Origin of the sequence: Amorphoplanes digitatis, from assembly GCF_014205335.1 — a bacterium.
Classification (GTDB): Bacteria; Actinomycetota; Actinomycetes; order Mycobacteriales; family Micromonosporaceae; genus Actinoplanes; species Actinoplanes digitatus.
Window position 1 is genome coordinate 518,961 of sequence record NZ_JACHNH010000001.1, and the last position, 25,288, is coordinate 544,248.

Below are 25,288 nucleotides of genomic sequence, written 5' to 3' on the forward strand. Positions count from 1 at the left end.
GGGGCGGGCGCGGCGGAGGGTGTGTGCCGGCTAGGCGACGTTGATCGGGCGGAACTGGACGCTGACCCGGGGGCCGACCGGCCTCGCCGTCTTGGGGATCGCGTGCTCCCAGGTGCGCTGGCAGGAGCCGCCCATCACGATCAGGTCGCCGTGGCCCAGTGGGAAGCGCAGCGTCTCGCCGCCCGCGCGGGGGCGCAGCAGGAGGTTTCGCGGGGAGCCGAAGGAGACGATCGCCACCATGGTGTCCTCGCGGGAGGACCGGCCGCGGGTGTCGCCGTGCCACGCGACGCTGTCGCGGCCGTCGCGGTAGAGGCACATGCCGGCCGTGACGAATTCCTCGCCCAACTCGGGCCCGTAGTGCGCCGAGAGGCGGTCGCGCGCGTCGGTCAGCGCCGGGTGCGGCAGGGCCTCGCCGGGCCCGTACCAGCGGAGCAGGCGGGGGACGTCGACGACGCCGTCATACATCTGGCGGCGCTCGGCCCGCCAGTCGACCGCGGTGAGCAGGGTATCGAAGACCGGGTCCGAGCCGCGCACCCAGCCCGGCAGCACGTCCACCCAGGCGCCCGCGGACAGCCGGTGGCGGACCGGGCCGCCGGGCAGCGGCCCGAGCGTGGTGGCGGTGCCGGCCATGAGGTCGAGCATCGACGGCTGGTAGGCGGTCACCCGGACACCCTACGCCGCATTAGCACGCGTGTGCCAATGCGGCGCAGGTGTGACGATCAGGAGGTGCGGCGGCGCCGGGCCAGCAGCAGGGCGCCCGCCCCCGCGGCCAGCAGGCTCAGCCCGGCGGCGGCGAGCGGGACGGCCGGCGCCCCGGTGATCGGCAGGGTCGGCTCGCCGCCGGCCTGGCCGCCGGTGGGCGACGGCGACGGGGAGGCGGACGGCTTGATGATCTTGGCCCGGTAGCTGGCCTTGTCGTTGGCGGCGTTGGTGTCCTGGTTCCCCGGGTAGATCGTCGGGGTCAGCGAGATCCCGTCCGCGTCGTACTCCGTCACCTCGAAACGCATGGTGAACTCGAACGTCTTACCGGCCTCGAGCACGCCGAACGTGCACTGCATCTCGCCCGGGTCGAAGCCGCAGCCTTCCGGCCAGCCGGAGTACCGCAGGCCGGAGACGGGGTTGATCCCCGAGCTGAGGCTGAAGGGCGCCCGGTACGGGCCGAAGTTGTGCACCTTGAACGTCGCGTCGAACTTGTCGCCGACCTTCCACGGTCCGGGCGGCGCGCTGATGGCGACGGACATGTCGCCGGTCGTGGCGACGAACACGTCCCAGCTCGAGACGTTGTTGTCCTGCTCCGGGTCCGGGATCTCCGTGGTGAGGGTGGCCTTGGCGGTGACGTACTCGCCGAGCGGCAGCTCGTCGCTGAAGTCGGTCGTCACCCACCAGGCGCCGTTGGTCGCCGGCAGCTGGTCGACCGGGTCCTGGGTCGTGCAGGTGACCTTCCGGCCGGCGGCGTCCGGCACGCACGGGCCGGAGGCGTGCTGGTTGGTGGCCGAGCGGAACGTGACGCCCTCCGGAAGCTCCAGCACGACGGTCTTGTGCTGCGGCACGTTCTCCGGGTAGCCGGCCGTCGACATCACGAACGTGACGGTGTCACCGGGTGCCACCGCGGCCTGCCCGTGCTCGTTGTAGAGGAACAGCCGGGCGTCGACGCTGGCCGGCGGCGCGGCGGCCTTGCGCGCGGCCGCGGCGCCGGTCGGCGCCGGGGCCGACGGTGCCGCCGCGGCGGCGGGCGCGCCAAGGAGCAGGACGCCCAGGGTCGCGGCGTAGGTCGCGGCCGTACCGCGCCGGAGCCAAGCAGACATGTCCAGCCTTCCGTTCGGTGGGTGGACGGAAAGGTAGCGCAGAACTGAAACGTTTTCGACCCGTGCGCCGTACCGAAATAGAAAGACGGGCCTTCCCTCCGACAGAACGGTCTATACCGCTTGGGCCGCACCGGGTCAAAGAGAAAAGGCCCGCCGAGGCGGGCCTTTCCGGGTGTGATCAGTCCTTGTCCGGTTCCGGATGGCGGTAGGTGATGCCGCCCTCCGGCAACGGGAACTCCTGGTCGTCGCCGAACGGCGAGGGGCCGCCCGCCTGCATCGCGACCATCTCGGCGACGTCAAGCCGGCCGTCGACGTTGAGCGGCGGTGACTCCGCGGGCCGGGCGCCCGAGGGGCCGATGCCCGCCGCGACGCCGGTGACGCCCGTGCTGGTGCTTTGCGCCATCGACTCCCGCGCGGAGCCGGCCGGTGAGCTCTCCAGCTGGTCCCGACGGAAGATCTTGCGGCCCAGCCACACCAGCGGGTCGTAGCGGCGGTCCACGACCCGTTCCTTCATCGGGATGATCGCGTTATCCGTGATCTTGATGTGCTCGGGGCAGACCTCGGTGCAGCACTTGGTGATGTTGCAGTAGCCGAGGCCCTGGCTCGCCTGTGCGTACTCCTTGCGGTCGCCGCGGTCGTCCAGCGGGTGCATGTCCAGCTCGGCCGCGCGGATGAAGTAGCGCGGACCCGAGAACGCCGGCTTGTTCTCCTCGTGGTCGCGGACCACGTGGCAGGTGTTCTGGCAGAGGAAGCACTCGATGCACTTGCGGAACTCCTGCGAGCGCTCCACGTCGACCTGCTGCATCCGGTAGTCGCCGGGCTTGACGCCCGGCGGCGGCGCGAACGCGGGGGTCTCGCGGGCCTTCTCGTAGTTGAACGAGACGTCCGTGACCAGGTCGCGGATGATCGGGAAGGCCCGCAGCGGGGTGATCGTGACGGTCTCGTCCTCCTCGAAGGTGGACATCCGCGTCATGCAGCCCAGCCGCGGCTTGCCGTTGATCTCCATCGAGCAGGAGCCGCACTTGCCGGCCTTGCAGTTCCAGCGGCAGGCCAGATCCGGCGTCTGGGTCGCCTGTAGCCGGTGGATGATGTCGAGGACGACCTCGCCCTCGTTCACCTCGACGTCGAAGTCCTGGATCTCACCGCCCGACGAGTCGCCCCGCCACACCCGAAAGTGACGCTCCATTACTTCGCCTCCCCGACTACCTCGTCGTACTCGGCCAGTTCCTCTACCGTCAGATACTTCGAGAGCTCGGTGCGGTCGAAGAGCTTGATCAGCTCGGCGCGCATCTTCGGCACCGGCTTGCGCTCGAGGTGCACGTCGCCGCCGTCGTCCAGCGAGCAGACCAGGTTGACCAGTCGCCACTGCGGGCTCATCTTCGGGTGGTCCTCGCGGGTGTGGCCGCCGCGCGACTCCTCGCGCTCCAGCGCCGCCTTCGCGGTGCACTCCGAGACGATGAGCATGTTGCGCAGGTCCAGCGCCAGGTGCCAGCCCGGGTTGTACAGGCGGCCGCCGGTCGCGCCGACGTTCGCCACCCGCACCTTGAGCTCCTGCAACCGCTTGAGGGCGTCGGACAGCTCGCCCTCGCGGCGGATGATGCCGACCAGGTCGCCCATCACGACCTGCAGGTCGTGCTGCAACGTGTACGGGTTCTCGCCGCCCTCACGACTCAGCGGGGCGAGCGCGGCGTCCACCGCCGACTCGACGTCGCCGGTGGCCACCTTGGGCCGCTTGGCCAGCGTCTCCGTGTACGCCGCCGCGTGCTCGCCGGCCCGCTTGCCGAAGACCAGCAGGTCGGAGAGTGAGTTGCCGCCGAGCCGGTTGGAGCCGTGCATGCCGCCGGACACCTCGCCGGCCGCGAACAGGCCCTGTACGTGGCCGAACGCCGCCGCCGAGTCCGGGTCGACCTCGACGCCGCCCATCACGTAGTGGCAGGTCGGGCCGACCTCCATCGGCTCCTTGGTGATGTCGACGTCCGCCAGCTCCTTGAACTGGTGGTACATCGACGGCAGCCGCCGCTGGATCTCCTCGGCCGGCAGCCGGCTGGCGATGTCGAGCAGCACGCCGCCCGCCTTCGTGCCGCGGCCGGCCTTCACCTCGCTGTTGATCGCCCGGGCGACCTCGTCGCGGGGGAGCAGCTCGGGCGGGCGCCGGTTGTTGTCCGGGTCCTTGTACCAGCGGTCCGCCTCCTCGGCGGTCTCCGCGTACTGCCGGCGGAAGACGTCGGGGACGTAGTCGAACATGAACCGCTTGCCGTCGGAGTTCTTCAGGATGCCGCCGTCGCCGCGCACCGACTCGGTGACCAGGATGCCCTTGACGCTGGGCGGCCAGACCATGCCGGTCGGGTGGAACTGGAGGAACTCCATGTTGATCAGCGTCGCGCCGGCCCGCAGCGCGAGCGCGTGGCCGTCGCCGGTGTACTCCCACGAGTTCGAGGTGACCTTGTAGGAGCGGCCGACGCCGCCGGTGGCGAGCACGATCGCCGGCGCCTCGAGCAGAATGAACTCGCCCGACTCGCGGTAGTAGCCGAACGCGCCGGCCACCTTGTCGCCGTCGAGCAGCAGCTCGGTGATCGTGGTCTCGGAGAAGACCCGGATCCTCGCGTCGTAGTTGCCGGTCTCCGCGAAGTCTTCCTGCTGCAACGAGACGATCTTCTGCTGGAGGGTGCGGATCAGCTCCAGGCCGGTACGGTCGCCGACGTGCGCGAGCCGCGGGTACTCGTGGCCGCCGAAGTTGCGCTGGGAGATCTTGCCGTCCTTGGTGCGGTCGAAGAGCGCACCGTAGGTCTCCAGCTCCCAGATGCGCTCCGGCGCCTCCTTGGCGTGCAGCTCGGCCATCCGGAAGTTGTTCAGGAACTTGCCGCCGCGCATGGTGTCACCGAAGTGCACCATCCAGTTGTCCCGGCTGTTCACGTTGCCCATTGCGGCGGCCGCGCCGCCCTCGGCCATGACCGTGTGCGCCTTGCCGAAGAGCGACTTCGAGATGATCGCGGTCCGCTTGCCGGCGAGTCGGGCCTCGATGGCCGCCCGCAGCCCGGCGCCACCGGCGCCGATCACGACGACGTCGTAGTGGTGTCGTTCGATTCGGGTTGTCATTGGGGGCCCTCTAGTTGATGAAGCGCAGGTCGGGCCACCAGCCCGCCGCCAGCGCCATGATGTAGAAGTCGGTCAGCGCGAGGGTGCCGAGCGTGATCCAGGCGAGCCCCATGTGCCGGGTGTTGAGCTTGGACACGATGGTCCAGAAGCGGTACCGCACCGGGTGCTTCGAGAAGTGCTTCAGCCGCCCGCCCGCGATGTGCCGGCAGGAATGGCAGGACAACGTGTACGCCCACAGCATCACCACGTTGACGACCAGGATGACGTTGCCCAGCCCGAAGCCGAACTTGCCGTCGTGCTGGAACGCGATGATGGCGTCCCAGGTGTTGATGACCGAGATGACCCCGGCGGCGTAGAACGCGTACCGGTGGATGTTCTGGAAGATCAGCGGGAAGCGCGTCTCGCCGGAGTACTTCTCGTGCGCGTCGGGCACGGCGCAGGCCGGCGGCGAAAGCCAGAAGGAGCGGTAATACGCCTTGCGGTAGTAATAGCAGGTGAGGCGGAAGAGCAGCAGGAACGGCAGGGTGAACGCCGCGTCCGGAATGAACCACGCGCTCGGAAGCGGGGTGCCGAACTCGGCCGCCTCACCGCACCGGTCGGTGATACACGGTGAGTAGAACGGGGTCAGATAGTGGTAGGCCGGGACGAAGAAGTCCCGATGCATGAATACCCGGACGGTGGCGTAGGTGACCCACGCGGTAAGTCCCACGAAGGTGACCAGCGGTGGAAACCACCACCGGTCCGTACGCAACGTCTTCGCCGCGATCGCGGCGCGTGCGCGCCCCTGATCCGGCCTCGTTGCCGTCGTCGTCATTGACGTCTCCCTGACGGTGCTGACAGTGACCTGCGTCTGCCGGCGGGCGCGCCCTGATCCTGTCTGCCCTGTTTCTACCTGTCAGACGGGGTGCATCCGCAATGTGTGGCACACGTTACAACGAAGGTCAGCTTCGTGGCGTGTAAGGGAAGGCTTACTACAGGTCAGGTGTTGCCAATCGCCGGATCGCGCCCGCGCAGGGCGCCGGTGACCAGCGGATCAGCTCGTCGGCCACGGAGACCTGATCATGGGTCTCGGGGGCGACGTAGAACGCCGGAGTACGGGATTTGGCCTGCGCCTCGAGCCCCTCGGCGTAGCTTGTACGGGCGTCGAGGAGCTGCCGCCAGCCGTCGCCGGCCCGCTGGTCCCGGAGCTGTACAACGTAGATCCGCGTGGCGGCGTTCTCGTCCTGTACGGCGACGGCCCTGGCCTGCGGCTTGGTGGTGGCGCCGGGCGGGACGAGGCGGTTGAGGCGGGTCTCCAGGCCGACGCAGGCGGCGTCCCGGAGCCGCTGGCGCTCCCGGGCCGCGGCGGCGTCGTCGCGGAAGTCGGAGACGGTGTCGATCACGGCGAGCCCGCCGGCACAGGTCGCGATGACGATCAGCGCGGCACCGATCGAGATCCCGGCGACGAAGAGCCGCCGCCGACGGCGCTTCGTGGCGCTGTCCTCGGGCCCGGCGTCCGCGTTAGTGAGCCTGAAGCCGCGGCGGCGTGCAGCGGGCGCGACATCCGGACCCTGACCAGCCGCCGGAGCACCAGACGTCGGCGCCGGCGCGCCAGAGACGGGTGCGCCAGAGACAGGCGCGCCAGAGACGGGTGCGCCAGAGACGGGTGCGCTTGAGACAGGCGCGCCTGAGACGGGTGCGCCTGAGGTCGGGGCGGTGGAGAGTGGTGCGCCCGAGGTGGGCGTGCTGGAGCCGGGCAGGGCGCTCGCGCCGGCGGGCGGGCCGGTGGTCGGCTCGTCGGCCGGGCGGAAGGCGGCCTGATATTCGTCGGGCCGCTGGTCATCCGGCCCGTCACTCATCGATCCAGCACTCACCGGCCCAGTGAAACACGCCGGTCAATGCTCCGCCCACCACCGACCACGGGCTACCGGCGGCGGGCAGGCCGTTGTCCGGCCTGCCCGCGGTGGCGGCTCAGCCCGAGGCGTTGCCGGTGAGGTTCCAGGACCTCAGGTGCAGGGCGGGCGCCGTGTACCGGACTCCGGACCACCGGTCCGGCATGGCGACCGCCTCGGCGCCGAGGCCCAGCACGGCTCCCGGCCCCAGTGCCTGCGGGTAGGACTGGGTGAAGCGCATGTTGCCCACCGCCGCCGTCACCTCGCCGTCCTCGACCAGCCAGACGCCGTTGCGGGTCAGGCCGGTGATGACCAGGCTCTTCTGGTCGAGCACCCGCGTGTACCAGAAGTCCGTGATGAGCAGGCCGCGCCGCATCCGGGCGACCAGCGCCCGGGCGGACGCCTCCGTCGGGCCGTCGCCGGGCTCGGAGTCGGCGGAGTCGGAGTCGGCGGCGTCAGGGCCCGGCGCCAGGCACGGATTGGCGGCGATCGGGCCCCAGGAGCGGGAGCCCTCGGAGGCGTGGCCTGTCGACGCCGCGCCCGCCTCGGCGGCCGAGGTGCGGTCGTGGCTCACCGCGCTCGTCGTGCCGTCGCGGACCAGCACCAGCGCGTCCCGCGGGGTGCCCTCGAGGTCGAAGGGCAGCGTCGCGCCGAGCGGCTCGTCGACGATGGTGATCGCGTCGTCGAACTGCTGTGCGCCCAGCTCCGCGAACGACTGGTGCTGTGCGAACGCCTTGCCGTTGAAGCCGAAGGTGGCCAGGTTGCCGAGGATGTCGGCGACCGCCGTCGGCTCGAGGATGACCTCGTAGCGGCCCGGCGGCAGCTCGATCGGGCGGCCGCCCGCGCGGGCCTTCGCGGCGGCGCGCACGCCCAGCGCGGCGCCGTCGAGGTCGGCGAGGCGTCCGCTCGCCCGGCGGGCGACGCCGTCCGCGCCGTCGAGGCGGGCGATGCCGTCCATCGCCGCCTCGGCCGCCCGGCCCTGCACCGCGTGCCCGGCCGTGTTGGCGAAGCCGCCGGAGGTGTAGCTGGTGCGGCAGAAGCCCGCGGTCTCGAGCCCGCCGGCCGCCCGGACGAAGTCCCGGACGCGCTCGGCCCGGTCCTGCGGGGTGGCCGCCGCGGTCGCCTCGTCGAAGCCGGCCGCCGGTCGCAGCGCGTCGGGCGGCGTGAGGCCGGTCCAGGCGGAGTCCGGCGGGGAGAGGCGCGACGCGGCGATCGTGCGCTCCACCAGGGACTCCAGGCCGTCGGCGCCGGTCACCGTCGTCGAGCCGGCCGCCGTCCGCCCGTCGAGGTGCAGCCGCAGCCGCACGGTGGTGGTCGCGTCGGCCACGTTCTGGTGGATCGCGGAGTTCGCGAAGCGGGTCAGCGCCTCGGCGGAGTGCCCGGCGAGGACCTCGGCCTCGGCGCCGGCCCCCGCCAGCCGCCGCACCAGCTCAATAACCCGCCCGGCGATATCCAATTCGACGCTCATGACCGCACCCCCACCCGGACGTTGGTGAAGCGGGCCGGTGCGGCCGGGTGCCCGGTGTGCCCGACCTGGCCGGGCTGGCCCTTGCCGCAGTTGGGCGTGCCCCACGCGATCGACTCCGAGGAGAGCATGTCCATCGACTGCCAGAACTTCGGGCCGATCCCGGTGTAGGTCGGGTTGCGCAGCATCCGGCCCCGCCTGCCGTTCTTGATCTCGTAGCCGATCTCGCAGCCGAACTGGAAGTTGAGCCGCCGGTCGTCGATCGACCAGGAGCGGTTGATGTCCATCAGGACGCCGTCGTCGGTCGCCGCGATGATCTCGTCAAGCGTGTGCGGTCCGGGCTCGAGGCCGACGTTCGTCATCCGGACCATCGGCAGCCGCGCCCAGCCGTCGGAGCGCACGCTGCCCGCGTAGTCGAGCCCGGCCATCGCCGCCGAGTCGCGGCCGGCCAGCACGCCCACCCAGCGGCCGTTGCGCACCGCGTCGCGCTTGACCGCCGGGGAGCCCTCGTCGTCGTAGCCGAAGCTGCCGAGCGCGCCCGGGATCGTCGGGTCGATGGTGATGTTCATCAGGTCGGAGCCGTAGCGCAGCGTGCCGAGCTGGTCGAGGTCCAGCCACGACGTCCCGGCGAAGGCGGCCTCCCAGCCGAGGATGCGGTCGAGCTCGATCGCGTGGCCGACGGACTCGTGGATCTGGAGGGCAAGCTGCTCGCCGCCGAGGATGAGGGTGGTCTCGCCGGACGGGCACAGTGGCGCGGTGAGCAGGGCGCGGGCCTCGTCGGCCATCCGGGCGGCATTGTCGGTCAGGGCCAGCTCGTCGACGAGCTCCCAGCCGCGGGTGCCGTATTGCCCGCGGTGCGAGGGCCAGGAGCGGCGCTGGATCTCGCCGTCGCCGTATGCGCTGGCGGTGATGCCGGCGCCGCACTCGCGGATGTGCTGATCGATGCGGTGGCCGTCGCTGGACGCGAACCACTTGCGGGTGTCCCAGATCTGGTAGATGCCCTCGGCCAGGTCGGCGCCGGCGTCGCGGGCGGCGGCGGTGGCCGCCACGAGCAGGTCGCCCTTGACCGACAGCGGCACCGAGAGCGGGTCGATCTCGCACCCGCTGGCCCAGCTCGCCGTGACGGCGGCGGCCGGGTTCAGGTCGATCGCCGGGCCCGGCACGAGCGCGCTCGCGGCGGCGATCTCCGCGGCCCGGCGGCCGGCCGCGCGGGCGGCGGCGCCGGACAGGTCGGGCACCGCGTAGAAGCCCCAGCTCGAGCCGACCAGCGCGCGCACGCCGATGCCCGCGCTCTCGTCCGAGCTGAGGTCCTCGATGTCGCCGTCGCGGGCGCTCATCGTCTCGGTGCGGCGCAGCATCACCCGTGCGTCCGCGTATCGGGCCCCGGCGTCGAGCGCGGCCTGCACCGCCGTGCCGGCCTCGTCGAAGTGATCAACACTCATGACCGAACCCTAGCGAGCGCCTCCGACATTCTCTCCTTGAATCGATGGTCGTCATGCTCTGGTGTGGAGCGTTCACACGTGCGTAACATTATGAATCCTTCTCGCGTTCGTGCGTCCCCGGAAGGGAAACCCCCATGCGCCGACGCCTTGCCCCCCTCCTCACCGTCACCCTGGTCGCGGCCACCGTGCTGAACCCGCTGCTCGCCACCCCCGCGGCGGCCGCCTACTCCACGAACGACTACTGCCTCGGCGAATGCGCGGACATCCTGCCGCCGGGGCAGAACGGCAACGCCGACCTGCTCGAGATCCTGAGCCATCAGGCCTTCGGCACGATGCCCGCGCACTCCGGCGATCAACTGGCCCGGTACGCGAACCTGACCTACAACTACACCGGCCTGACCGGCCAGCAGATCAACACGTTCTTCAACGACAGCAGCTACGGCGTGCCCGCCAACCAGGTGGAGCGCAGCTACTCGCCGCGTTCCGACGTGACCGTGGTGCGCGACAAGGCCCTCGGCATTCCGCATGTCACCGGCACCACCCGGGCCGGCACGATGTTCGGCGCGGGCTATGCCGGCGCCGAGGACCGGCTGTTCCTGATGGACCTGATGCGCCACGTGGCCCGCGGCCAGCTGACCTCGTTCGCCGGCGGCGCGGTCGGCAACCGGGAGCTGGAGCAGAGCGTCTGGCGCAACTCGCCGTACACGGAGGCGGACCTCCAGGCGCAGATCGACGCGCTGCGTGCCTCCGGCGCTCGCGGCGCCCAGCTCTACGGCGACGTGCAGTCCTACATCGCCGGGATCAACAAGTACATCGCCGACTGCATGTCCGCCCGGGACTGCCCCGGCGAGTACGTGCTGACCGGTCACCTGGACGCGGCCACCAACGCCGGCGGCCCGGTGAACTTCCAGCTCACCGACCTGATCGCGGTCGCCGGCGTGATCGGCGGCCTGTTCGGCGGCGGTGGCGGCACCGAGATGCAGTCGGCCCTGGTCCGGATCGCGGCCCGGGCGAAGTACGGCACCGCGATCGGCGATCAGGTCTGGACGGCGTTCCGGTCGCAGAACGACCCCGAGGCCGTGCTCACCCTGCACAACGGGCAGTCCTTCCCGTACGGCGCCGGCGATCCGAACGCGGCCGGCGTGGCGATGCCGGACGCCGGCACCGCGACGCCCGAGCCGCTGGTCTACGACAAGACCGGCTCGGCCGTCTCCGCCGCCGCGACCGGTACGAGTGCCATCGCCGAGTCGCTCGGCGGGCTGCGGGTGGACGGCCGCCACCGCGGCATGTCCAACGCGGCCGTGATCTCGGCGGCCCACTCGGCGACCGGGCACCCGGTCGCCGTCTTCGGCCCGCAGACCGGCTACTTCGCGCCGCAGCTGCTGATGCTCCAGGAGTTGCAGGGGCCGGGGATCAGCAGCCGGGGCGTCGCCTTCTCAGGGCTCAACCTCTATACCCTGATCGGCCGCGGCCCGGACTACGCCTGGAGCGCGACGTCGTCGGTGCAGGACATCACCGACACCTTCGCCGCCGAGCTCTGCGAGACCGACGGCAGCGCGCCGACCGCCGCCTCGACCCACTACCTCTACCACGGTCAGTGCCTCGCCATGGAGCCGCTGTCGCGGACCAACTCCTGGGCGCCGACGACGGCCGACTCGACCGCCGCGGGCTCCTACCGGCTGACCATGCTGCGCACCAAGTACGGGCTGGTGAGCTGGCGTGGCCTGGTCGGCGGCAAGCCGGTCGCGTTCACCAGCCTGCGCTCGACGTACCGCCACGAGGCCGACTCGGCGATCGGGTTCCAGATGTTCAACGAGCCCGACCAGATGGGTACGCCGGCCGCGTTCGCCGCCTCGGCGGGAACGATCTCGTTCGCGTTCAACTGGTTCTACGTCAACTCCGCCGACGCGGCGTACTTCATGTCGGGCGCCGCGCCGGTGCGCGCGGCCGGCGCCGACCCGAACCTGCCCACCCGGGCGCAGGCCGCCTACGAGTGGGCCGGCTGGAACCCGGACACCAACACGGCCACCTACCAGCCGCAGGCGAGCCATCCGCAGGCGGTCAACCAGGACTACTTCGTCAGCTGGAACAACAAGCAGGCGGCGGACTACTCCGCGGCTGACGGCAACTTCAGCTTCGGCGCGGTGCACCGCGCCGACCTGCTGGACCGGCCGATCAAGGCGGCGTTGCAGGCCGGGACGAGGTTCGACCGGGCGTCGCTGCTCAGCGTCGTCGAGTCGGCGGGCACCACCGACCTGCGGGGCTCGGAGGTGCTCGACGACCTGCTCCGGGTGATCGACACCGGCACGGTCACCGACTCCGCGCAGGCGGCCGCGGTGGCCAAGCTCCGCGCCTGGCAGCAGCGCGGCTCGCATCGGATCGAGACCGCCGCAGGCAGCCGGACCTACCAGGACGCCGAGGCCATCCGGATCTTCGACGCGTGGTGGCCGCGGCTGGTGTCGGCGCAGTTCGAGTCCGGGCTGGGCGACGGGCTGTACCAGGCGCTCGTCGACACGCTCCAGATCAACGAGTCGCCCTCGGGCGGCCAGACCGGGCGGCACTCCAGCCTGCCGAGCGCGGCCAACGAGGCGCAGTCGCACAAGGGCTCGTCCTTCCAGTACGGCTGGTGGGGCTACGTCGAGAAGGATCTGCGCGCGGCGCTGGGCGACCAGGTCGCGGGCTGGCCGCGGACGTACTGCGGCGCGGGTGCGCTCGGCGCCTGCCGCGGCGCGCTGCTGACCAGCCTCTCGGCCGCGCTGGCCGAGCCGGCCGCCACCACCTATCCCGGCGACACGCACTGCGCCGCCGCCGACCAGTGGTGCGCCGACGCCATCGTGCAGTCGCCGCTGGGCGGGATCACCCACGACCCGATCGCCTGGCAGAACCGCCCGACGTACCAGCAGGTGGTCTCGTTCCCGGCCAAGCGCGGCGACGACCTGTCCAACCTGGCGGCGGGCCGGCCGGTCACCGCGTCGAGCAACCAGCTGTTCTATCCGGCGGCCAACGCGGTCGACGGCAGCCTCACCACCCGGTGGGCCAGCTCGTCGGCCGACAACCAGTGGCTACGCATCGACCTGGGTACGAGCCGGCCGGTGGCCCGGATGGTGATCAGGTGGGAGGCGGCGTACGCGACCGCGTACAAGATCGAGGTATCCGCCGACGGCAGCACCTGGACCCAGGTGTCGGCCGTGACCGGCGGCAACGGCGGCCTGGACAACGTCGCCTTCGCCGCCACGACCGCCCGCTACGTCCGCCTGACCGGACAGACCCGGGCCACCTCGTACGGCTTCTCGGCGTACGAGGTGGAGCTCTACTCGCGCTAGCGCGCGGGTCGTCCTGACGCCGGGCCGCCGCGGCCCGGCGTCAGGCGACCGAGCGGATCCGCGTGACCAGGACGGAGCCGAGCACCGTCACGGCGGCCACCGTCAGGTAGAGCACCGGATAGCCGCCGAGGTAGGCCACGATCGGGAAGGCCAGCGCGGGGCCGAGCACCTGGGGTGCCGAGTTGGCGATGTTGATGATGCCGAGGTCCCGGGCCCGGTCCTGCGCGGCCGGGAGCACCTGGGTGATCAGCGCCTGGTCGACGGAGAGGTAGACGCCGAAGCCCAGCCCCAGAACGGCCGCGGCGATCAGGGCGCCGGTCCAGGTCGGCCAGAACGCGAGGAGCACGGCCGCGGCGGCCATGACGTACCCGGACACGATCACCGAGGGCTTGCGCCGGCCGGTGCGGTCCGACAGCACCCCGCCGACGACGACGGTCAGCAGGGTCGCGGCGGTGTACACGACGATGAGCAGCAGCAGCCCGGTGTCGGGGTCCGGGTGGCCGACCCGGTCGCGCAGGAAGTACAGCAGGTAGAGCGTGGCCATGGCGTTGCCGAGCTGCACCAGGAACCGGGTGATCCAGGCCCAGGCGAAGTCGGGGTTGTCGCGCAGGCTGAACCGGTACGAGCCGAGCAGCGCCCGGGCGCTGAGCCGCGGCACGGTACCGGGCGCCGCCGGCGGGTCGGGCGTGGCGAGCACGAACGGCGCCGCGGTCAGCACGACCAGCACGCCGATCAGCAGATAGCCGCCGGTGCCGGCGACCACCAGCGTGACGAGCAGGACGCCGATGACCACGCCGATCGACTGGGTCAGGCCGATCCAGCCGGAGACCAGCCCGCGCTGCCGTACCGGAGCGCGGTCCGGGACGATCGCGGTGAGCCCGGCCTGCAGGGTGTTGAGCCCGATCTGCGCCGCGCACCAGCCGAGCGTCAGCCCGAGCACGGTGTGCTGCGCGGCCAGCAGGGTGAGGCCGGCGCAGCCGAGCAGCGCCCCGACGGCGATCCAGGTGTGCCGGCGCCCGGTGCGCGCCGTCGTGGCGTCCGACAGGGCGCCCGCGAGCGGGCCGACCAGGACGGCGACCAGCGCGCCGGCGCCGGTGACGATGCCGAGCACGGTGGTCTTGTCGTGGCCCGCCACCTGCTGCACCTGGTTGGGGAGCAGCACCTGGAGCGGGCCGAAGTAGGCCATCCACAGGCCGAGGTTGGCCAGCGACAGCAGGGTGATCCAGCGGCCGCCGACCCGGGCGGTCGGCTCCGCGGTGGCGGTGTCCGGGACGGTCACGGCTGGGCCGCCAACGCCGTACGCAGCCAGGCGTACGAGTCCTTCGGCGTGCGGAGCTGGGTGTCGTAGTCGACGCGGACCAGCCCGAAGCGCTGGTGGTAGCCCTCGGCCCACTCGAAGTTGTCCATCAGCGACCAGACGAAGTACCCGCGGACGTCGACGCCGGACTCGATGGCCTCGTGCAGGGCGCGCAGGTGACCGTCGAGGTACTCGATCCGCGCGGCGTCGTGCACCACGCCCGCCGCGTCGGGCACGTCCTGCGTGGAGCAGCCGTTCTCGGTGATGTAGATCGGCGGCAGCGCGGCGCCGTAGCGGTCGCGCAGCCCGACCATCAGGTCGCGCAGCCCGCCGGGTACGACCGGCCAGCCGAACGCGGTCTGCGGCACGCCCTCGATCGGCAGCATCTCGAACGGCAGCGGGCTGTCGGCGCCCGCCGCGCCGACCCGGGTCGGCTGGTAGTAGTTGACGCCGAGCGCGTCGACGGGCGTACCGATGATGTCGAGGTCGCCGTCGTGGATGAACGGCGAGTCGTCGCCGAGCCCCGGTAGCTCCGGATACCGGCCGGTCAGCATCGGGTCGAGGAAGAGTCCGTTGTGGAACGCGTCGTAGAGCGCGGCCGCGGCGGCGTCCTCGGGCCCGGGGCCGGCCGGCAGCACCGGCGTGCAGTTGTTGGTGATCATCACCTCGGTGGCGCCGCGTGCGCGCAGGGCCCGCACCGCCAGGCCGTGGCCGAGCAGCTGGTGGTGCGCGGCCGGGAGCGCCTCGAACATCAGCGTCCGCCCGGGCGCGCCGTTGCCGAAGGCGTAGCCCTCGGCCAGGTGCACGATCGGCTCGTTGAGGGTGATCCAGCGGGTGACCCGGTCGCCGAGCCGGTCCGCGACGATGGCCGCGTACTCGGCGAACCGGTACGCGGTGTCGCGGTTCAGCCAGCCGCCGGCGTCTTCCAGCTCCTGCGGCAGGTCCCAGTGGTACAGCGTGGGCACCGGCGCGATGCCGCGCTCCAGCAGGGCGTCGACAAGGCCGTCGTAGAAGTCCAGGCCGCGGGGGTTGGCGGGCCCGGAGCCGCCGGGCTGCACCCGGGGCCAGGCGATGGAGAACCGGTAGGCGCGCACACCTAGGTCGCCGAGCAGCTCCACGTCCCGCGGCCAGCGGTGGTAGTGGTCGCAGGCGACGTCGCCGGTGTCGCCGTCGCGGACACGCCCGGGCGTGTGCGCGAAGGTGTCCCAGATCGACGCGCCCCGGCCGTCCTCGTGCACGGCGCCCTCGATCTGGTAGGACGCGGTCGACACGCCCCAGAGGAACCCAGGCGGAAAGCTCGGCAGCGCGTCCATGACCCACATCCCCTCGAAGGTGAATGCGGCTCAGGTTAGTGCCGGGTGAAGGGCTGCGGAAGTGGTCGGGAGGGTAGGTATCAGGCGGGTGGGAGCAGGTCCGTGGGTGAGACCACGGCATCCAGCGGCTCGTTCAGGTGTAGAACCGCGCCCTCTCCGGTGACCGACTGCTCCTTGTAGTGACCGGATACGAGCTCGAACAGGCGGATGGTCCGGGTCTCCGGCTCGACCAGCAGGTACCAGGGCAGGCCCGCGACGGCGTAGTAGTGCATCTTCAGCACTCGATCGGTCGCCGCGTTCGACGGCGAAATGATCTCGCAGACCAACAGGACCGCCCCGGCGTCGATGACGGACTCATCCAGGTCGATCTCCGTCGTCACGACGAGGTCGGGAATCGTGATACGGCCTGGTTGCAGCCGCACATTGACCGCTTCCATCACGATCAGCCCAGCCTTGGCTGCGCCCGGGTCGAGCAGATTCGCCAGCCTGCGAGAGATCACCTGATGCCGGGGGGTCGGTGCGGGGGTCACGTACAAGCTCCCGTCGAAGAGTTCGACGCGCTCGGAGGTCTCGCCCAGCGCGAGGAACTCCTCCTCTGTCATCGGCGTTCCCCGGCCGAAGATGGCGGACGTCATGACCCGAGCTTCCCACAGGTGAGCATGATCGTGCCGCTCAGAGATTCAGCCCGGTGACTCGGACGAGCTGCATCACCGACTGCTCGACGTAGCCCTGCGCCGACAGCATGTAGCTGTGCAGCAGCCCTCGCTCCGGCTCCGCCACCAGGTAGCACGGGATGCCCGCCTGCGCGTACGCGTGCATCTTCAGCGACCAGTCCACCGTCGCGCTGGTCGGGGACGTGATCTCGCAGATCAGGCGCACCGACCTGGCGTCGACCAGCGGCTGGTCCGGGTCGATGGTGCCCGCGATGATCAGGTCCGGCACCGCGATCCGCTCCGGCCCCAGGTGCACCGGCACGCCCGCGATCACGTTCAGGTCCGTGCGGTTCGCCTTGAGCGCGTTGGCCAGCGCGCTCAAGATCATCTGATGCCTCGGCGTGTCCCTCGGGCAGGCCAGTACCCCGCCGTCCCACAGCTCCGTGCGGGCCGACGTCTCGCCGAGGTGCAGGTAGTCGGCCTCCGTCGTGGCGAGGGCCTCCAGCGGCAGGCTGCGGTTGATCAGGGTTGACGTCATGCACACTCCCGGGTCACGAATGCGAGTTCTTCGGACAGGCCCCCGGCGGGGGAGATCAGTAGGCCGGCCGCCGCCGGTTCCACGCGGTGGTGTTCGTAGACGTCGGCGTTGTCGGCGTGGCTGCCGAGGTAGCGCTCCGCGTACGCGACGGGCAGCTCGGCCCAGTCGATGATCGGGTCGCGGGCGACGCCGCAGCGGAAGACGTCGTGCCGGCGCTGCACGGCGACCGCCGCCAGCCAGCCGCCGAGGCCGGTACCGCGCACGGCGACCCGGCCCAGGTCCAGGTCGGGGTGCTTGCCGGTGAGGGAGCGCAGCGCGTCGATCTGGTCGGTCAGCGCCACGTCGGCCAGCCGTCGGTAGATCACCTTCTCGAAGCTGGGCGCCACTCCCGGCGTACCCCGGGAGTCGACGCTGACCACGACGAAGCCGGCGTCGGCCCACCATTGCCGTTCCTGCCACCGGGCCGGGTCGGCCACGACGTGCTGGTTCCCCGGGCCACCACCCAGCTCGAGCAGGACCGGCAGCCGGGTGCCGGTCACGTGGCCGGTGGGGTAGAGGACCCCGCTCGGCAGCCGCCGGTCGGTCACCCTTTCGAAGACGGGCGCTGGTGTGTAGGGCAAGGGCTCGGCCAGCGACGGCAGCGTCATGGTGGCCGAGCCGCGGGTGACCGTCAGGTCGGTGACGAGCACGTCGCCGCCGACCGTCGCGGTGTGCCAGCCGGGCTCCGCGGTGAGCCGGCGGGCGCTGACCCCGCCGGCCTGTGCCGTGCGGACCGCGAAGACGTGCTGCTCGGCGGGCTCGCCCTCGGTGCCCTCGACGATGATCTCGGGGCCGCCGGTCGGCCGCGGCAGGACGCCGGCGACCCGGCGCACGTAGAGGCCGGGCGGGGTGATCAGGCTGCCGTCGGCGAAGAGGCAGCGGGCGTCGAAGCCGTCGTGTGCCAGCTCGCCGCCGACCATGACGCGGCCGTCGGGCAGCAGCCGGGGCGTACCCGGCACGGGCTCCACCCAGCGCGCGTCGGCGAGCTCGGCGTGCACCTGGGTCTCGCCGGTGCGCGGATCAACCGACAGCACCAGGCCGTGCTGCTGGGTGCGGCGCAGCACCGTGATCAGGGCGTTCCCGGCGCCGCCCCAGCGCACGTCGACCAGGTACGGGTACGTCTCCCGGTCCCAGTGCACGTCGACCCAGCCGCCGTGCAAGTCAAGCAGGTGCAGGCTCGGCGCGGGGGTGCTCCGTACGGCCAGGATCAAGGTTCCGTCGGGCGACCACCACCAGCCGCGGTCGCGGCCGAACTCGGCCGCGGCCGGCTCCGCGGCACCCCAGGACGCGCCGCCGCCGGCCTCGCCCGCGAGCAGCTGGTCGTCGCCGCCGGTGACCACCCGCAGGCAGCCGTCCGGGGTGATGTAGCCGATGTGCCGCCCGGTGGGGTCGGGGCGCGGGTCCAGGACCTCGTCGGCGGTGCCGATCCGCCCTGCGGTGGAGGAGAACAGCCCGCCCTCGTACGCCCAGGTCAGCACGTCGAGCTTCGCCGAGCCCGCGTACGAGTGGACGGGCCCCGCCGCGACCAGGGTGAGCGCCGAGGTGGCGACGTCGAGGGACCACAGCCCGGGCGCCGGGTCCCGTGGGCCGGCCGAGCGCAGGAAGGCGACCCGCGCGCCGTCGTCGCCGACCGTCAGGGCGTGCGGGGCGCCGAAGCGGAACCCGCCGGTGCGGGTCGCGAGCTCGGGATACTCCACGCCGACCAGCATCGCCGATCACCGGCACCTCCCGCCCGGCAAACCGCGCAGGTGGGGGCCGCCCACGCTCGCGCGTAGAGTGGCGCGCGTGACGAATGCGCTGCCCGCACGCCGCTTGATGCTCGTGCACGCCCACCCTGACGACGAGGTCACCGGCACCGGCGCCACCATGGCCCGCTACGTCGCCGAGGGTGCCGGGGTGACCCTTGTGACGTGCACGCTCGGCGAAGAGGGCGAGATCCACGTCCCCGCGCTGGCGCAGCTCGAGGCCCGGCAGGCGGACCAGCTAGGCGGGTGGCGGATCGGCGAGCTGGAGCGGGCCTGCGCCGCGCTCGGCGTCACCGACTACCGCTTCCTCGGCGGCGCGGGCCGCTACCGGGACTCGGGGATGATGGGCCAGGAGACCAACGACCACCCGCGGGCGTTCTGGCAGGCCGACCTCGAGGAGGCGGCCCGGCAGTGCCTGGAGATCATGCGGGAGGTACGCCCGCAGGTCCTCATCACCTACGACGAGAACGGCTTCTACGGTCACCCCGACCACATCCAGGCGCACCGGGTCGCGATGCGCGCGGCGGAGCTGGCCGAGGCCGAGGGCTTCGGGCCGGAGAAGATCTACTGGACCGCCATGCCGCTGAGCGTGCTCGAGGGCGGCATGGAGGCGTTCCGGGGCATGGACGACAACCCGTTCGCCGACGTGGAGAACGTCGAGGACCTGCCGTTCGGCCACCCCGACGACGAGATCGCGGCCCGGATCGACGGCACGGACTTCTACGAGCGCAAGGTCGCCGCGATGCGCGCGCACGCGACCCAGATCCCGTCCAACTCCTGGCTGTACGGCATTGCCGGTGACTTCGGCGGCGAGTTCATGGGCGTCGAGTACTTCACCCTGGTCAAGGGCGAGCGCGGCGAGGTGGGCGGCCCGCACAAGTGGGAGGCCGACCTGTTCAGCAATGTGGTCGGGCGATGACGCTCGAGGCTCCCACCTCGCCGTCGGCCGACCCGGCGGCGGCACCGGCCGAGCCGAGCCGGGCGCTCGAGGCGACGATCCGGACCGCCGGGCTGGTCGTCGCGATGCTCGCCGCCGTCTTCAGCGCCGTTCTGGAGCTGGTGCTGACCCCGCTGCGGGTCGGCGGCGTGCCGATCGGGGTCGCGGTGCCGGCGGCCGTGGTCGGCAACCTGGCGATCTGCTGGTTCGCGCTGACGACGGTGGGGCGGCGCTGGGCGCTCGGGCCGCCGTGGGTGGTCTGGACATTGATCACGTTCTTCGCGGCGGCCGGGTTCCGCACCGCGGAGGGCGACTATCTGATCAGTGGGGACAACTGGGTCGCGCTGGTGATGATCTTTGTGGGAAGCCTCACCTTCGCGGTGTACCTGTACCGCCAGATCCTGAAGCAGCCGCCTGTCACAAAGATGTGACGACCCCTCGTGGCGTTTGTCGCGATCGCCGCCTGGCCTGCACACTTGCGCCGTGTTCGCCTCTGAGCCCTCCGTCGATCAGGCCCCAACGACCGTGCCGCAGCCGGCGCCGCCGCAGGATTCGAGCCCCTCCGAGGGCCCGGTCAGCCGCCGGCGGATCGTCGTGGTCGGCACCGTGGCGGCCGTGCTCATCGCGGGGGCGGCCGCGGGCGCCTGGGCGTACGGCGGCGACGTGCCGCGCGGAACCAGCGTCCTCGGCGTCGACCTGGGCGGCATGTCCCGCACCGACGCCGAGCGCGCGCTGACCAACGGCGTCGGGCCGCGCACCAGCCACCCGGTCGCGGTGAGCCTGGCGGGCAAGACCTTCTCGATCGAGCCCGCCGACATCGCCATGACGCTCAACGTCGACCTGTCCGTCGGCCGGGCCATCCGCAGCGGCAACCCGGCGCTGTTCGGCGGGCGCACGGTGCCGCCGGTGATCGAGCTGGACGAGGCGAAGCTCGAGGCGGTGCTCCGCGGGCAGGTGGGCCCGAAGCAGATCACGATGAAGAAGCCCGGCATCGGGTACGCGGGGCTGACGCCGGAGGCCACCCACCCGGCGCCGGGCAAGAACCTCGACGTGGCGGCCGCCTCCGCCGCGATCCGGCAGTCCTGGCTGACCGGCGGCGTGGCCGTGATCGAACTGGTCACCAGGCCGCCGGCGACCACGGCCGAGCAGGTCGACGGGCTGCTGGCCGGGCTGGCCGTCCCGGCCGTCGCGGCGCCGGTCACCGTCACCGTCGGGGACCGGTCGTTCACCCTGACGCCCAAGGCGATCTCCAAGGGCCTGGTCTTCCGCGCCGACGACAACGGCCTGCTGACCCCGGCGATCGACGGCGTGCGGCTGCACGCCGCCGCGGCGAAGGAGTTCGCCAAGGTCGAGACCCCGCCCGAGGCGGCGAAGATCGTTCTGAAAGGCGGGAAGCCGAAGATCGTGGCGGGCCGGCCGGGCGACCTGGTTGACCTGAACCTGCTCGGCCCGGCGCTGCTCGGCATGCTGCCCAACCCGGGGCCCCGTGCCGTCACCGCGAGCCTCACCTCGCAGGCCGCCGCCCTGACCGACACCGACCTGGCCAGGCTCGGCATCAAGGAGAAGGTCTCCACCTTCACCACCTACTTCACCGGCGGTGGCGGCTCGCCGCGCAGCCAGAACATCATGACCATCGCCCGTGCCGTCGACGGCGCGCTCGTGCTGCCCGGCAAGACGTTCTCGCTGAACGGGCACACCGGCGAGCGCGACTACGACTCCGGCTACCAGGACGCCCCGGTCATCGTCGGCGGCAAGCTCGAACCGGGCGTCGGCGGCGGCGCCTCGCAGTTCACCACGACGCTCTTCAACGCCGCCTACTACGCGGGGCTCGAGGACGTCGAGCACAAGCCGCACTCGTTCTACTTCTCCCGCTACCCGGCGGTCATCGAGTCGACGATCTTCTACCCGACGCTCGACCTGAAGTTCAAGAACACCACGCCGCACGGGATCTTCATCGACACGTCGTACACCAACAGGTCGGTGACGGTCACGATGTGGAGCACCAAGGTCTACGACAGCGTCAAGACCGTGCTCGGCCCGCGCCGCGACGTCACCTCGCCGCCGACGGTGCACCGCGAGCCGGGCCCGAAGTGCATCACCAGCAGCGGGCTGCCGGGCTTCACCCAGGACGCATGGCGCGTCATCCGCAAGGACGGCAAAGAGATCGAGCGCGAGAAGTTCACCTGGCGTTACGATCCCGAGCCACGATTCATCTGCGGCGAGAAGCCGTAGCTCGTCAGGGGAGTACGCCATGAAGCAGCGTTGGGTGCCGGTTGCGGTGCTGGCGGCCGGTCTGTTCGCGATCAACGTGATCGCGCGGCTCGTGATCCGCATCGGCTTCGCCGACAACGAGACGGCCGAGAGCCGGGTATCGCTGATCATGTTCGCCGCCATCGGCGTCGTGCTGGCGATCGTGACCTTCGTCCGGGCCCAGCGGGTGCCGGCGGGTACCTGGCTGCCCGAGATCGGTGCCGCGGCGCTCGGCGGCATGCTGCTGACCATCCTGGTCGGCCCGTTCATCAGCGGCGACACCCCGTTCGCCGCGGGCGCGGGCAACTTCTTCTCCCAGGTCTGGCTCTACAGCGGCTTCGCGATCCTTGGCACGCTGCTCGGCTACTGGATCGCCACAATGCTCGGGCGCGACTACCGCTCCCGCTCGCTGCAAGCCTTCGCCAAGGCGAAGACCACCAAGCCGCGCCGGGTCGTGCGCCGCTGAGCCGTCGCCACGCCCGTCAGTCCGGCGCCTCGCGGGTCAGGTAGGTGTGGTGGGTGCGGAAGCCGAGCCCCTGATAGAGCGTGGTCGCGGGGGTGTTCCGCTCCTCGACCTGCAGGTAGGCCCGCGCGGCGCCGCGCTGCGTCGCCCAGCCGGCCACCGCGCGCACCAGGTGCCGGCCCAGGCCCATGCGGCGGGCGGCGGGCGCGGTCTGCACCAGGGAGACGCCGAGCCAGCGGTCCGGGCCGGTGACCGCGCCGCGGCCGACCGCGAGCAGGTCGCCGGCCTCGTCCCGCACGGACGCGAAGACCACCTCCGGTACGCCGGTGAGCAGCTTCCTCGCGACCGCCGGCAGCGTGCCCTTGTGCTCGGCGACCATCTCGTACCAGGCGTCGGCGGGGCTGTCGGCGAGCTCGACCGGGGGCAGGTCCCGCCGCGGCGCGACGTCGCCGACCAGGGCGGGCAGCGGGGCGGTCTGCACGAGCGTCAGCGGGCGGGCCGTCCAGCCGCGGCCGTCGAGCGCCGCGTTGACCGGGGCGGCCAGTGGCATCGGAGTGTTGATCATGGGCCGCTGGCCCCTGGCGGCGTACCACAGCTCGACGGCGTCGATGGCGGCCTCGAGCGTGCGGTCCGGGTCGCCGACCGCGAGCGCGGCGTTGGCCCGCCCCGTCCAGTTCTCCGCCGCGCGCAGGATCCAGCCGCCCAGGCGGGCCTGGATCGGGGCCGGCCAGGCCTCGTTCGCGGCGAGCTCAAGGGCGACCACCTCAGCGGCGGGCGGCCGGCGGGCGGGCGGCACCCGCTTGGCGCGGTGCACCTCCCGCAGCGGTACGCGCAGCGTGCCCTTGGCGGTGGCCAGCGTGAGTTCCGTCTCCGTCAGCTCGACCAGCTCGCCGAGGGCGTCGGCAAAAAGTGGACGATTATGGGAAACACCTACAATTCGGCGAACCACCACCCGGTGTCCCACATCCTGCCGTCGGAGCACGTGCCACCTCCTTCCGGCGAGATACTAGGCTCTGCTCGTACCGTCGCGGTGTCCCGCGGCGTGGCTCTGGAAGGGAAAGACCGTGACCTACATCATCGCTGAGCCCTGCGTCGATGTGCTCGACAAGGCATGCATCGAGGAATGCCCCGTCGACTGCATCTACGAGGGCAATCGGATGCTCTACATCCACCCCGATGAGTGCGTCGACTGCGGTGCCTGCGAGCCGGTCTGCCCGGTGGAGGCCATCTTCTACGAGGATGACGTGCCGGAGCAGTGGAAGGACTACACGACGGCGAACTACGAGTTCTTCGAGGACCTCGGTTCGCCCGGTGGCGCCTCCAAGGTCGGCAAGATCGACAAGGACACCCCGTTCGTGACTTCGCAGCCGCCGCGCGGCGACGCACACTGACCGTGCTGTCGGCCACGCTGCCCGATTTTCCCTGGGACCTGCTGGAGCCGGCCAAGGCGGTCGCCGCGGCGCACCCCGGCGGCATCGTGGACCTGTCGATCGGCACCCCGGTCGACCCGGTCCCGCCGCTGATCCGGGCGGCGCTGTCCGGCGCGTCCGACGCGCCCGGCTACCCGCTGACGGCCGGCACGCCGGCGCTGCGTGCGGCCATCGCCGGCTGGCTGGCCCGCGCCTGCGGCGCCTCCGGCCGGCTCGGCGTGCTGCCGACCATCGGCTCCAAGGAGCTGGTGGCGTGGCTGCCGACGCTGCTCGGGGTCGGCCCCGGTGACGTCGTCGTCATCCCGCAGGTCTGCTACCCCACCTACGAGGTCGGCGTCCGCCTCGCCGGCGCCGAGGTGGTGCGCTCCGACTCGCTGACCGCACTGGGCCCGGACCCGCGGGTCAAGCTGGTCTGGATCAACTCGCCGTCCAACCCGACCGGCCGGGTGCTGCCCGCCGCCCACCTGCGCAAGGTGGTCGACTGGGCCCGCGAGCGCGGCGCGGTCGTGGTCAGCGACGAGTGCTACCTGTCCCTCGGCTGGGACGAGACCCCGGTCTCTGTGCTTGCCGATGAGGTCTGCGGCGGCGACTACACCGGCGTCGTCTCCGTGCACTCGCTCTCCAAGCGGTCCAACCTGGCCGGCTACCGGGCCGGCTTCCTCGGCGGCGACCCGGCGCTGATCGCGGAGCTGCTCACGGTCCGCAAGCACGCCGGCATGATCGTGCCCGCGCCCGTGCAGGCCGCGATGGTCGCCGCGCTGGGCGACGAGACGCACGTGGAGCAGCAGCGGGCGCTCTACTCGGCCCGCCGCGAGACGCTCAGGGACGCGCTCGTCAAGGCCGGGTTCTCCATCGAGCACTCCACCGCCGGCCTCTACCTGTGGTCGACCCGCGGCGAGGACTGCTGGGCCACCGTGGACTGGCTCGCCCAGCGCGGCATCCTGGCCGCGCCCGGCGCGTTCTACGGACCGGCCGCGGGCCGGCACGTCCGCATCGCGCTGACCGCGACCGACGAACGCGTCGCCGAGGCCGTCGCCCGCCTCACCGCCTGACCGCCCTACCGGGTACCCGGAAATCGTTCGTGGTCGCTACCCTCTGAAGCGATGTGACGACGGGGCTACGGGGAGGCGGCCGTGGGCGATCCTGGAATCAATGTCGAGACGGGCGGGCTCAACAAGTTCGCCACCGATGTCCGCGCGGACACGGACTACGTGACCGAGCCCGCGGTGGGCCGGGCCAAGCTGCCGCTGGACAGCGTGCCGTTCGGCGCGCAGAACGCGAGCGGCGGCGTGCACGCCGCCAAGGAGCGCTACGCGAAGAGCCTGAGCGCGTCCACCGCCAACCTCGGCAACTTCCTGACCGCGGCCCGGCTGCTCGCCGCCGCGGCGGAGAAGGTCGCCGCCGACTTCGACGCCGTCGACGCCGGCTCGGCCGACGGGACGAAGCGGGTCGAGCACGCACTGTGGACGGCCGCGCAGGAGGCCCGCGCCGTCCGGCTCGCGGCCGAGCGGGCCGACCGTCCGCGCCACGGGGGAGGGGCGACCGCGGTATGAGCGAGCCGGTTCTTACCAGTAGTTGGTGCACGGCGTGGGGGTCGTTCAATACGCCGCGACTGTGGTCG

22 protein-coding genes and 1 pseudogene are annotated in these 25,288 nt (G+C 71.8%); 8 read left to right on the forward strand and 15 right to left on the reverse strand.

What is annotated here, in order from left to right:
* Positions 1–30 precede the first annotated feature (30 nt).
* The 9 genes and pseudogenes from BJ971_RS02445 to BJ971_RS02485 all read right to left on the reverse strand — a co-directional run bounded on the left by BJ971_RS02445 (position 31) and on the right by BJ971_RS02485 (position 9,679).
* A complete protein-coding gene (locus BJ971_RS02445; protein WP_184998587.1) occupies positions 31–642 on the reverse strand; it encodes an alpha-ketoglutarate-dependent dioxygenase AlkB in 612 nt (203 codons plus the stop codon).
* A gap of 77 nt (positions 643–719) precedes the next feature.
* A complete protein-coding gene (locus tag BJ971_RS02450; protein ID WP_184989339.1) occupies positions 720–1,805 on the reverse strand; it encodes an LPXTG cell wall anchor domain-containing protein in 1,086 nt (361 codons plus the stop codon).
* A 178-nt stretch (positions 1,806–1,983) separates the two neighbouring features.
* Positions 1,984–2,991, reverse strand: a complete 1,008-nt coding sequence (locus tag BJ971_RS02455; RefSeq protein ID WP_184989342.1) for a succinate dehydrogenase/fumarate reductase iron-sulfur subunit — start codon at positions 2,989–2,991, stop codon at positions 1,984–1,986.
* The gene (locus tag BJ971_RS02460; RefSeq protein ID WP_184989345.1) at positions 2,991–4,901 is read right to left on the reverse strand and encodes a fumarate reductase/succinate dehydrogenase flavoprotein subunit; all 1,911 of its coding nucleotides are present in this window, start codon (positions 4,899–4,901) and stop codon (positions 2,991–2,993) included. Before BJ971_RS02460 ends, BJ971_RS02455 begins: the two co-directional genes overlap by 1 nt.
* Positions 4,902–4,911: 10 nt before the next feature.
* Positions 4,912–5,715 (reverse strand): succinate dehydrogenase subunit SdhC, encoded by an 804-nt coding sequence (sdhC, locus tag BJ971_RS02465; protein WP_184989347.1) that lies wholly within the window; start codon positions 5,713–5,715, stop codon positions 4,912–4,914.
* A 157-nt stretch (positions 5,716–5,872) separates the two neighbouring features.
* Positions 5,873–6,283: a hypothetical protein gene (locus BJ971_RS02470; protein WP_184989350.1), complete on the reverse strand. Its 411-nt coding sequence runs from the start codon at positions 6,281–6,283 to the stop codon at positions 5,873–5,875.
* Positions 6,284–6,401: 118 nt separating this feature from the next.
* Positions 6,402–6,590, reverse strand: a pseudogene (locus BJ971_RS42455) (hypothetical protein); the annotation flags it as partial.
* A gap of 261 nt (positions 6,591–6,851) precedes the next feature.
* The gene (locus tag BJ971_RS02480; protein ID WP_184989353.1) at positions 6,852–8,240 is read right to left on the reverse strand and encodes a TldD/PmbA family protein; all 1,389 of its coding nucleotides are present in this window, start codon (positions 8,238–8,240) and stop codon (positions 6,852–6,854) included.
* Entirely contained in the window at positions 8,237–9,679 is a 1,443-nt protein-coding gene (locus BJ971_RS02485) for a TldD/PmbA family protein (RefSeq protein WP_184989356.1), read from the reverse strand. Before BJ971_RS02485 ends, BJ971_RS02480 begins: the two co-directional genes overlap by 4 nt.
* 134 nt (positions 9,680–9,813) lie before the next feature.
* On the opposite strand from BJ971_RS02485, the gene BJ971_RS02490 reads away from it, so the two are divergent.
* Complete coding sequence (locus BJ971_RS02490; RefSeq protein ID WP_184989359.1) at positions 9,814–13,002, forward strand: penicillin acylase family protein; 3,189 nt, start codon at positions 9,814–9,816, stop codon at positions 13,000–13,002.
* Between the two features lie 40 nt (positions 13,003–13,042).
* Here the strand turns inward: BJ971_RS02490 and BJ971_RS02495 are convergent, their stop codons facing one another.
* From BJ971_RS02495 to BJ971_RS02515, 5 genes are all read right to left on the reverse strand, one after another.
* On the reverse strand, positions 13,043–14,281 hold the full coding sequence (locus BJ971_RS02495; protein ID WP_239087675.1) for an MFS transporter: 1,239 nt from the start codon (positions 14,279–14,281) through the stop codon (positions 13,043–13,045).
* Complete coding sequence (locus BJ971_RS02500; RefSeq protein ID WP_184989362.1) at positions 14,278–15,612, reverse strand: GH1 family beta-glucosidase; 1,335 nt, start codon at positions 15,610–15,612, stop codon at positions 14,278–14,280. Before BJ971_RS02500 ends, BJ971_RS02495 begins: the two co-directional genes overlap by 4 nt.
* 80 nt (positions 15,613–15,692) lie before the next feature.
* On the reverse strand, positions 15,693–16,247 hold the full coding sequence (locus tag BJ971_RS02505) for a Uma2 family endonuclease (protein ID WP_184989365.1): 555 nt from the start codon (positions 16,245–16,247) through the stop codon (positions 15,693–15,695).
* A gap of 37 nt (positions 16,248–16,284) precedes the next feature.
* Complete coding sequence (locus BJ971_RS02510) at positions 16,285–16,803, reverse strand: Uma2 family endonuclease (protein ID WP_184989368.1); 519 nt, start codon at positions 16,801–16,803, stop codon at positions 16,285–16,287.
* The gene (locus tag BJ971_RS02515) at positions 16,800–18,551 is read right to left on the reverse strand and encodes a prolyl oligopeptidase family serine peptidase (protein ID WP_221478720.1); all 1,752 of its coding nucleotides are present in this window, start codon (positions 18,549–18,551) and stop codon (positions 16,800–16,802) included. The genes BJ971_RS02510 and BJ971_RS02515 overlap by 4 nt, the downstream gene beginning before the upstream one ends.
* A 106-nt stretch (positions 18,552–18,657) precedes the next feature.
* On the opposite strand from BJ971_RS02515, the gene mshB reads away from it, so the two are divergent.
* The 4 genes from mshB to BJ971_RS02535 are packed head-to-tail and all read left to right on the forward strand — an operon-like array spanning position 18,658 to position 22,240.
* Positions 18,658–19,506: an N-acetyl-1-D-myo-inositol-2-amino-2-deoxy-alpha-D-glucopyranoside deacetylase gene (gene mshB / locus BJ971_RS02520; protein ID WP_184998592.1), complete on the forward strand. Its 849-nt coding sequence runs from the start codon at positions 18,658–18,660 to the stop codon at positions 19,504–19,506.
* A complete protein-coding gene (locus BJ971_RS02525; protein ID WP_239087676.1) occupies positions 19,503–19,955 on the forward strand; it encodes a hypothetical protein in 453 nt (150 codons plus the stop codon). The genes mshB and BJ971_RS02525 overlap by 4 nt, the downstream gene beginning before the upstream one ends.
* 52 nt (positions 19,956–20,007) lie before the next feature.
* The gene (locus BJ971_RS02530) at positions 20,008–21,756 is read left to right on the forward strand and encodes a VanW family protein (RefSeq protein WP_184989373.1); all 1,749 of its coding nucleotides are present in this window, start codon (positions 20,008–20,010) and stop codon (positions 21,754–21,756) included.
* Positions 21,757–21,775: 19 nt separating this feature from the next.
* Positions 21,776–22,240: a hypothetical protein gene (locus BJ971_RS02535; RefSeq protein WP_184989376.1), complete on the forward strand. Its 465-nt coding sequence runs from the start codon at positions 21,776–21,778 to the stop codon at positions 22,238–22,240.
* Between the two features lie 16 nt (positions 22,241–22,256).
* Here the strand turns inward: BJ971_RS02535 and BJ971_RS02540 are convergent, their stop codons facing one another.
* Positions 22,257–23,219: a GNAT family N-acetyltransferase gene (locus BJ971_RS02540; RefSeq protein WP_184989378.1), complete on the reverse strand. Its 963-nt coding sequence runs from the start codon at positions 23,217–23,219 to the stop codon at positions 22,257–22,259.
* A gap of 82 nt (positions 23,220–23,301) precedes the next feature.
* On the opposite strand from BJ971_RS02540, the gene fdxA reads away from it, so the two are divergent.
* The 3 genes from fdxA to BJ971_RS02550 all read left to right on the forward strand — a co-directional run bounded on the left by fdxA (position 23,302) and on the right by BJ971_RS02550 (position 25,220).
* The gene (gene fdxA / locus BJ971_RS40855; protein WP_239087677.1) at positions 23,302–23,628 is read left to right on the forward strand and encodes a ferredoxin; all 327 of its coding nucleotides are present in this window, start codon (positions 23,302–23,304) and stop codon (positions 23,626–23,628) included.
* A 2-nt stretch (positions 23,629–23,630) separates the two neighbouring features.
* Positions 23,631–24,719 carry a succinyldiaminopimelate transaminase gene (gene dapC, locus BJ971_RS02545; protein WP_275411391.1) on the forward strand — a complete coding sequence of 363 codons (1,089 nt, stop codon included), beginning with the start codon at positions 23,631–23,633 and terminating at the stop codon, positions 24,717–24,719.
* 81 nt (positions 24,720–24,800) lie between these two features.
* Positions 24,801–25,220, forward strand: coding sequence for a hypothetical protein (locus BJ971_RS02550; RefSeq protein ID WP_184989384.1), 420 nt, complete (start codon positions 24,801–24,803; stop codon positions 25,218–25,220).
* Positions 25,221–25,288 lie beyond the last annotated feature (68 nt).